7 protein-coding genes are annotated in these 7687 nt (G+C 50.5%); all 7 read right to left on the bottom strand.

Going from position 1 to position 7687, the window contains the following annotated elements; genetic code table 11:
- Positions 1 to 390: 5-deoxy-glucuronate isomerase (locus ABDK92_10590; protein MEN3187049.1), on the bottom strand; the 390-nt coding region annotated here is incomplete at its 3' end.
- A complete protein-coding gene (locus tag ABDK92_10585) occupies positions 387 to 1505 on the bottom strand; it encodes a uroporphyrinogen decarboxylase family protein (protein MEN3187048.1) in 1119 nt (372 codons plus the stop codon). The genes ABDK92_10590 and ABDK92_10585, both read right to left, overlap by 4 nt.
- 59 nt (positions 1506 to 1564) lie before the next feature.
- Positions 1565 to 2635 (bottom strand): uroporphyrinogen decarboxylase family protein, encoded by a 1071-nt coding sequence (locus tag ABDK92_10580; GenBank protein ID MEN3187047.1) that lies wholly within the window; start codon positions 2633 to 2635, stop codon positions 1565 to 1567.
- Positions 2632 to 4827 (bottom strand): prolyl oligopeptidase family serine peptidase, encoded by a 2196-nt coding sequence (locus tag ABDK92_10575; GenBank protein ID MEN3187046.1) that lies wholly within the window; start codon positions 4825 to 4827, stop codon positions 2632 to 2634. The genes ABDK92_10580 and ABDK92_10575 overlap by 4 nt, the downstream gene beginning before the upstream one ends.
- Complete coding sequence (locus ABDK92_10570) at positions 4827 to 5906, bottom strand: C45 family peptidase (protein ID MEN3187045.1); 1080 nt, start codon at positions 5904 to 5906, stop codon at positions 4827 to 4829. The genes ABDK92_10575 and ABDK92_10570 overlap by 1 nt, the downstream gene beginning before the upstream one ends.
- Before the next feature lie 18 nt (positions 5907 to 5924).
- Complete coding sequence (locus ABDK92_10565) at positions 5925 to 6821, bottom strand: carbohydrate ABC transporter permease (GenBank protein ID MEN3187044.1); 897 nt, start codon at positions 6819 to 6821, stop codon at positions 5925 to 5927.
- Between the two features lie 2 nt (positions 6822 to 6823).
- Positions 6824 to 7687: sugar ABC transporter permease (locus ABDK92_10560; protein ID MEN3187043.1), on the bottom strand; the 864-nt coding region annotated here is incomplete at its 5' end.

Below are 7687 nucleotides of genomic sequence, written 5' to 3'. Positions count from 1 at the left end.
ACCCACCTCTTTAGCTTGGATCTCTTCCTTTGAGATAAAACGTGGTTGGCCGGTTTTGGAGGTGAATGCTTCAAAGATCGCCCATTCGGTATCGTGAATGGCCTCCACGGTGAAGGGGACGTGGGGAGGAAAGTAGAAACAGGATGCCCGCTCTTTGAAGACGTTTTCTCGGTAGCCTGTTTCTCCCAGAAGGGTTCCCCCAATCCACGCCCGTGCTTGACCAGAAAGGAGGACAAAAGCGGTTTCGCCCTGCTCGAAAACAAAAGACGAGGTTTGATTGGCGGGTAGGTGAAAAAGGTAAAAACGCATGTTTTTCAGAGGGCTGTTGGTTTCGTCTGCGACCGGATAGAGCCAGTTTTTCGGATACGCCGTTTTGGGAAAATGGATCATGACCGTTTCTCCCTCCCGGATTCACCATGATGGGATTGGGAATACCGCCAGTGTTTGGCTGTGTCGTACGTTTGAATCACGTTGCCTAAGGGGGTGTCCATTTGGATGGCATGGGTGGGGGCTAAGATATAACCACCCCCTGGAGCACAGATTTCGATGATTCGCGTCACTTCCCTCTGAATTTCTTCTTCGGTAGCGAAGGGAAGCAGGCTCTGGACCGAAATGGTGCCGTGCAGGGTAAGGTGGGTACCGAAATTGTTCTTAATTTCTTTGAGGTCCATCGATTCTGGCTGGATAGGGTTTAAAATATCGATGCCGATTTCAATGAGGTCTGGAATGATGGGTATGATGAACCCATCGCTGTGGTAACGGGTGTAGACATCTGGTTTAATCGTTTTATAGCTTTGGATTAAGGTTTTCATGCGTGGTTTAAAGAACCGCCTCCAGAGATCAGGATGGACCATCATCCGGTCTTGCATGCCAAAGTCATCACCGAGGCAAATGATGTCCACGCCGAGTTTGGCGTACTGCCCGCACTGGACCATGCGAAACGCCAAAATCTGGTCTAAGAGTTTTTCCACCCATGTGGGGTTATAGCGCATGTTGTACATGAAGTGTTCAAAACCGCTCATCTGCCAGGCTTGTTCGAAAAGGGTTAAGGTTGCGTCGGCTTCGATGAAAAAGTGGTCTTTGTGTTTTACCAGAACGCTCTTGATGCTTTCGTAACGGCATTCTTCCCCCGGGTCGGGAAAGTGGTAGTGTTCAAGCGCTTCGTCCTGAGCGAGAGGTGCACTGACAAATCCAAAATATCGGTCCTCTTCATCGGTGCGGTACTGGATACCAAACTCATCTTGAAAAACGCCCTCTGGGGCAATCTGAATTACCCATTTCCGTCGGGGATGGAAGAAAGCTCCCTGTTTGCGAAATTCTTCCCCCGGTTCTAAGGATGCCCTCCGGATGTCAATCCCGAAAAAGGAGAGCAAGGTTTCCTCATCGGGTAAACCGAGAAGGGCACAAAGACCACGGGTTACCTCTTGGCGCGCTTCAAAATCGAGCGGCACTCGATCAGGTTCCTGGTGCTCTAAGGCCAGTTTCACTCGTTCTCGACTTTGCATGGTTATTCCTCCCTGTTCTATCCAGGTTTTGGAAACATCAACCCAATGCGTCATTGCCGTCAGGGAATGAGTCGATGTTTTTGAAAGGTCTCGAACATGAACTGAATCTTTTCCAAGGGAATGCCATCATGGAGTTCGCTACTCGAAGCGAAAATGACCCTCCCGCTCTCCCGGGCTACACCGACGATTCGCTTGATTTCCCTTTCGATATCCCGTTTTTCGCCGAAGGGTAAGAGGTAACTACAGTCGAGGTTACCGATTAAAATGACCTTGTCCGGACATGCCAGTCGGACTTTTTCGAGGTCCATGCCTGCTTCGGGTTCCAGGGGGTTGAGGGCGTCAATTTCGCATGCCATAAGCATGTCAAGCACCTCCCAGAGGTTTCCATCAGAATGAAAAATCACCTTCACCCCCCTTTGGTGGAGGACCTCACAGAGGGTTTTCAATCTGGGAAAGAACTCCTTTTCCAGAAGGTGAGGAGAGAAAATCAAACCGGTCTTGTGGGCAATGTCTTCACCGATGAAAGCAATGGGCGTGGTGCTGGGGTCGGCCAGGGCTTTTACCATGCGGAGTTTATGTTGGAAATGCACTTCAATCCATTCCGAAAAGAGCAGGGGATCATCATAGCTTAGGTAGATGAAGTTTTCTAAGCCAGCTTTATTGTACAGGGTGTAGAACCACCCTTCGGGTTCATGCCACAGAAGCACCGTATCCCCCAAAAGTGACCGTTTCCATTCCCAGTCTTTTTTGGTGTTCTCAATCAGCTCTTCGGAAACGGTTTCATTGCCCACCTGTGTCACGTCTTCCTTGACCCAGTTGATGAATGAACGGTAATCCGAAAAAGGTTTCCTGAGAATCCAGCTTGTCCAGTCGGTGTAAAGGATGGTAAATCCATTTTCCTCACGTTGGTAGGGTTGCAAAGTGGGTACGCGCAGGGTTCGGGTCATATCCAGTACTCTTTGGCAAGCGGCTCCGACCACAGTCCAGTCTTCTTTTTGTCCGGTAAGGGGTTTTCCCGCGTAGAACTCCACCGCTTGGCGGTTCCGAAGGAGGTCAAAATTTGGAACCAGGTTGATTTTTTTACCGGCAAAGAGCTGGAGAACCAGTTCTCGTGACGAGTAGGGCTTCATTGGGGTACCTCCGTGTTCGGGGTAAGGTCAAAAAGACTGACTCTCCGGGAGAGGAGCTCGGAAAACGATGGGTGATGTTCCAGGACAAAATGGGTTTCTTTTCCCACCTTTCGGTAAGCCTCCTGAGTAGGACCGTAGATGTCATTTGCCTCCTCCAGAGGAATGGTTTCGCGAAAAGCATTCAAAGGAGCGTTGACCAGAAGAGGGCGAGGGACAAGAAGTGTCATCAGATCCGGGAGGTCGAAGTATCGCAGAAAACCAAAAATGTACATCCCCATGGGGATATCGGTTTCGGCCTTTCCCACGCCGGAGGCAAAATCACAGAGCGGATTATGGAGCGCCAACCAGCCGATACGTTCTGTGAGGAGACTCGCCAGAAGAGCAATGAAGCAACTCCGGGGACCTGAGGCGACAACGCCGATTTTCCGGAAATCGTTTTCCGGAAGTTGGGTGTACGAGAAAAACCAGGAAAGGACCGAAAGTACATCGAATACCTGTTGGGCAACGAGACTGGAGTCCATCATCAGAGCATTGGTGGCGATTTCAAACTCTAAGGTGTCTTCAGGACCACTCGCCACCTGAGCCAGAGTCCCTTCCAGGGTAGCGACGGTACGATACGCTGGTGGGCGGGGTACTGTCTCACCGGTTCCCCGCACGTCGAAGGTAATGCAGCGAAAACCAGCCTGCAAAAGACTGGTGGATACTTCTTCGAGAAGACCATAGAACTTTCCCCGGTCGTCGATGACCACGGCTTCTTTTGGCGGAGTTACACCGGAGAGAGGGGAGATGAGATAGAGGGGAACGGTAATGCCCGGTTCGGTTTCAAGAAGGACCTTTTCCCCCCAAAACTCATCCTTCTTTTGTTCGCAAGACAAAAGACGAGGGGCAAGGGAATGGATATTAAGGTTCAGTAGGGAAATCAGCTGTTTTTTTGCAAAGTCGCGAAGTTGGGTGATGTCGGAGGAATACCTTTTCCGTATATTCTGCCAGCGGGTGAGTTCACGACGGGAGAATTCGTAGAGAACCGGTCCTGAGGAGACCGTTTGTCTCCAGGGAAAACACTCCCATTGACCATCCTGATGTGCAACCACTTTGAAATGGCCCATCCGGTCCTCAAAAGCTGTATCGCCGTCTTCGGATAACCACTTTTGGAAAAATTGACAGGCAACTCTTTGCGCCGGTTCAGAGTACCCGTGACCAGAAGGAACGGCAAAAAAACTCAACCTGTCCTTTACCCCCAGGTGCTCAAAGACAGGGCTTACGACCCTCACCACTTCTTCGGCTCCTTCGACCGGAAATTGGGGGTCTTCTATAGCGTTGATGATGCATAGGGCGCGGGGGGCAATCAGGGCACAAGTTCCCTCCATGCCGGCGTATGCGATGACGCCCGGTACTTGATTGCAGAGGTCGATACCTCCATTCCAGTCCATTCCCCTCATGGCCCGAAGAAACCGTGGAAAGGAGGTCACATAGCACACTGGTGCTGTGGCAATGATCCGCGGGTCGACGGCGCTGGTGTAGAGGGTATTCAAACCGCCTCCTGAGGCTCCGGTCATACCAATCCGGTTTCCATCGACCTCATCTCGACTCATGAGGTAGTCCAGAGCCCTGATGCTTTCCCACACCATCATCCCTGCTTGCGAGTAACCCAGTAAAAGTAGATCCCGATGACCATGGTCAAGAAAGCTTGCTCCTCGTTCCCCCTGTCCTATGGGGTCATAGACCAGAACCACGAAACCACACCTGACGAAGGAGATACAGCACTTTTGGACATTTTCTGGTTCCATCTTTCCTTCCCGCATCCAGTGGCCAACTGCATAGAGAATGGCTGGTCTGGGAAAAGGGCGGTGGCGTGGAAGATAAAGATGGGCAGGGGTCAAAAAATGCGGGCGCGGCTCAAAAATAATTTTTTCGATGACATACTCCGCCGGGTCGATTTTTCCCACGCATCGAGCATGGAGTGGCGTTCGAGGGGGGAGGGGGTTAAGCCCTAAGGAAGATAGGAGCCGTTTACGGATTTGGTCTTGTTGCAGAAAGAATGTACCCTCAGAGAGTCGCGCTTGATTCCTTTCGTTCATACGGTCAACCTGGGTTTCCAGGTAATCTGACATCATTGCTGCATAGGTTCTTTTCGTTTGGCTCTCTTCCTCTTTTTTTGTAAACCAGTCGAGTAGACCTTGACCTGTTTTCATCAGAACCCCTCCTGTGGATGGTGATGAACCTGTATAGAGAACGCTTGGAATTCCGTCTGGCAGGGAAAACCGTCCGCAAGTAAAAACCGGAGCGTTTGGGGTAAGATGATGCACGCGTAAAAACTACACATACCTAAATCGTTGAAATGGGCACAGACTGGTCCAAGTGCACTGTGGTTACGAAGCAGTGTTTTCATACCTGAGAGCCCTTGTGCTGGAAGGCCGGTTTCAACGAGAATACTCAGATTTGCATACCGTTCCAAAGCGTTCTGGTAGTAGAAAGCATTCCGATTCATGAGAGGAGCCATGTGCGGGGTCAAATAGAAATTGGTGGCAAAAAGGGTCCCCTGATGACTGGGAAAGCGAAATCCCTGATGGATGGTGCTTTTTTCAATCACGCATGCTTTAATGGGGTCTGCGAGCAGAAAGTAGAGACCTAAACGGATAAGGTGATGACGGGAGATAAACGTGATGGCTTCATCCACGTTGCTGCAACGCTCTAAAGCCAGCCGCACCAGAGTCATCCGCTCAATTCCGTCAACATCCTGTTCAAGGGGTGCAAGCGAACCGGTGGCGATGCATAAACCCTTTTCATTGAGTCCAACCTCGATTTTGGTGCTGCCGATTTTTCCAAGACCAATCAGCCGATACCCATTTTGGGGTACGAGGTGCTGAAGAACATAGTAGGGTCTCTGAAAATCCTCGATGTCGGTGGTCTTTCCTACCACGGTTCCATCGGGGGTATTGAGAAAACACACGCTGGTGCAGCCATGGGGAACACCGTCTTGGGGATCCATCGCCAGGGCTTTTAACTCTTCCCATAGGGTCAACTCTCCGATACTTTCCAGTGACATCTCGGCTCCAAGGGCAATTCCCTGCATCTCCTCCAGAAGATCGGGAAAAGTGGCAGATACATGGTCTAAGTATCGTTTTACCAGCACCACCTTCCTTTTTGCTGATAAGATATCACCGAACTGGCAGAGTTCCTGATACGCCTTGTGAATTTGTTCCTTGAATTGTGTACCGTGAGCCATTCCTATCTCTTCGGGACGTCCTTCCATGGTGATCATGGACAGCATCGTGAAAACCTCCTTCTCTTACTCTTTTACCGCACCCATGGTTAAGCCCCGTACCAGGTACTTCTGGATGTAGGTTGCGGAAACCAGCATGGGGATAATCCCGATGATTCCACCTGCGGCTGCCGGACCCCATGCGGTCCCGCGTTCTACCTGGGAAAAGTTTGAGGTGTACACGGGAAAAGTCTGGGCGCGGGCCGTGGTGGTCAAAACGTTGGCGATGAGAAGTTCGTTCCAGGAGGTGAGGAAAGCAATGATAAAAACGGCAACCAGTCCTGGAGCGACCAGGGGAAGGGCGATTTTCTGGAATGCCTGGTAATTGGAGCAACCATCGATGAGCGCCGCTTCGGTCACGTCCTTGGGAATGTCTTTAAAGAAACCAATGAGGAGCAAAGCACTGAAGGGAATGCTTAGTAACAGGTGGGCCGTGGTCACGGCCCACCAGGTGTCGATGAGTCGTAAAGAGCGAAAAATGGAAAACATGGGGATGGCGACAACCACCGGTGGAATCATTCTTAAGCTAAGAAGCCAGGAGTAGAGTCTACTTCCTCCAATTTCAAAATGAACCACCCCATACCCTAAGAGAGAGCCCAGAAAGAGGCCAATCATACTTGAGAGGATACCAATGATTAAACTATTGCGCAGGTACGGTATTAAACTGGGCAAGAAGGATCGCCCCGTATACTCTTCAAGCCCCCAGAGTGGGCCGCTATATCCAAAAAGCAGCCGGAAATTATCCATGGTCAACCTTTTAGGAAACCAGATGACCGGGCTGGCGGTGACGTCACCCGGAAACTTCAAAGAGGTAACGGCCAGCCAGTAAATGGGGAAGAGAAAGAAAATCAATATCATGCCGATGGAAAAGTACAGGAGGAAATAGCGTACAATTGACCTGGGCTTTAATCTCTTTCGGGTCATCCTTACCACTCCATTCTTTTCGCTAAATTCATTCCCCGTATGACCATCCAGATAACGAACGTGAGCACAACGAACATCGTGACTGCCAGTGCAGAGGCGTATCCCAGCGAACCGAAGCGGAAAGCAGTGCGGTAAACGTTCAGGGAAAAGACTTCGGTTGCGAAAGAGGGTCCACCGTTGGTGACCATGTAAACGACGTCGAAAATTTTGAGGGCGTCAATGATGCGGAAGGCCAAGGCGATGGTGATGGAGGGTATGAGCATGGGCCAGGTAATATGACGGAATACTTTCCAACCACTCGCACCGTCGACTTTCGCTGCGTCGTAGAGTTCTGGGGGAACGGTTTGTAATCCCGCCAGGAGAATGATGAAGACAAAAGGGGTCCATTGCCAAACATCCGCAATGATGATGGAAATCTTGGCCGATAAGGGACTTCCGAGCCATTCAATCGGTTTAAGACCGACTCGGCGAAGGAAATCATTAATCGGTCCGAAATTGTCGAAAATCAGTTTGAAGTTGAGCCCTACCACCACCGGTGGAACCATGATGGGAATGATTAAAAGCGATTTCGATATTTTGCCCCCTCCGATTTCTCCGCTGAGTAGCAGTGCTATTGCCAATCCCAGGAAGAATTCGATGGCCACCGCTGTGCCCGAAATCACCGCTGTATTCCATAGGGCGCTCCAGAAATAGTCGTCAGCGAGGATTCGGACAAAGTTCCGTACTCCGATGAACACTGGTTCTCTCATGTAGGTGATGTCAAAGTTGGATAGCGCCAGTCGCCAAAGGTTCAAAGTAGGGTAAATGATGATGGCGCCTAAAAGGCATAGAGGTAGAAAGAGAAATACAACCTTATCCATACGAGC

The organism is Atribacterota bacterium (assembly GCA_039638595.1).
Taxonomy (GTDB): Bacteria; Atribacterota; Atribacteria; order Atribacterales; family Caldatribacteriaceae; genus Profundicultor; species Profundicultor thermophilus.
This window is presented reverse-complemented; position numbering and strand designations above follow the sequence as displayed.